We start from the raw sequence: 470 nt of genomic DNA, 5'->3' as shown, positions 1-470 counted from the left end.
GCGGCGCTTCGAGTTGTAGAAGCGTTTGATGTAGTCGAAGACATCTGCGTGCGCCTGTTTTCTTGTTCTGTAGGTTTGGGAAAGAACGAGTGACAGCAGATTTACCTGTCAAAATCGTCAATCAAAAACCCATCCCAACCCTTGCCCTCAAAAAAACTAGTTTCTTCAAAAGCTTTGTTCAATCGCCAATCTTGGAAATCATCAGGGAAGGCTGGCGGCGATGCTTGAAAAAAGTGCTGGCGAATTCGGCGTGCGAAAGGATCCATGAGAGCTAAGATCCGACAGGCGATTGACCAAACAAGCGCAATGTCTGCATGAGTCCGCGACTTGCCACGGAACTGTCACAAACCAATGTCCGGTTCGGGCTGGGTCCAGTCGCTGGTTCTCCGTGCAGCCTAGGCTCAGGACCCATTGATTTCCGCTGCGGGGCGTGTTTCACGGCTGCAAAAAGCGGTGAACATGTCTGATCT

General features: G+C 50.9%; 1 protein-coding gene and 1 pseudogene. Both read right to left on the bottom strand.

What is annotated here, in order from left to right:
* Positions 1 to 78 (bottom strand): annotated as a pseudogene (locus tag Q1A75_RS24080) (IS3 family transposase); the annotation flags it as partial.
* A 23-nt stretch (positions 79 to 101) separates the two neighbouring features.
* Positions 102 to 266 carry a hypothetical protein gene (locus Q1A75_RS24075; RefSeq protein WP_299641565.1) on the bottom strand — a complete coding sequence of 55 codons (165 nt, stop codon included), beginning with the start codon at positions 264 to 266 and terminating at the stop codon, positions 102 to 104.
* Between the last annotated feature and the right edge of the window lie 204 nt (positions 267 to 470).

Origin of the sequence: uncultured Tateyamaria sp., assembly GCF_947504105.1 — a bacterium.
GTDB lineage: Bacteria > Pseudomonadota > Alphaproteobacteria > Rhodobacterales > Rhodobacteraceae > Tateyamaria.
Note: the sequence above shows the minus strand (reverse complement) of the source record. Positions and strands in the feature narration are given on the sequence as shown.

Coding starts and splice junctions, on each gene's coding strand:
- Q1A75_RS24075 (WP_299641565.1), bottom strand. CDS start 266: ATGGATCCTTTCGCACGCCGAATTCGCCAGCACTTTTTTCAAGCATCG.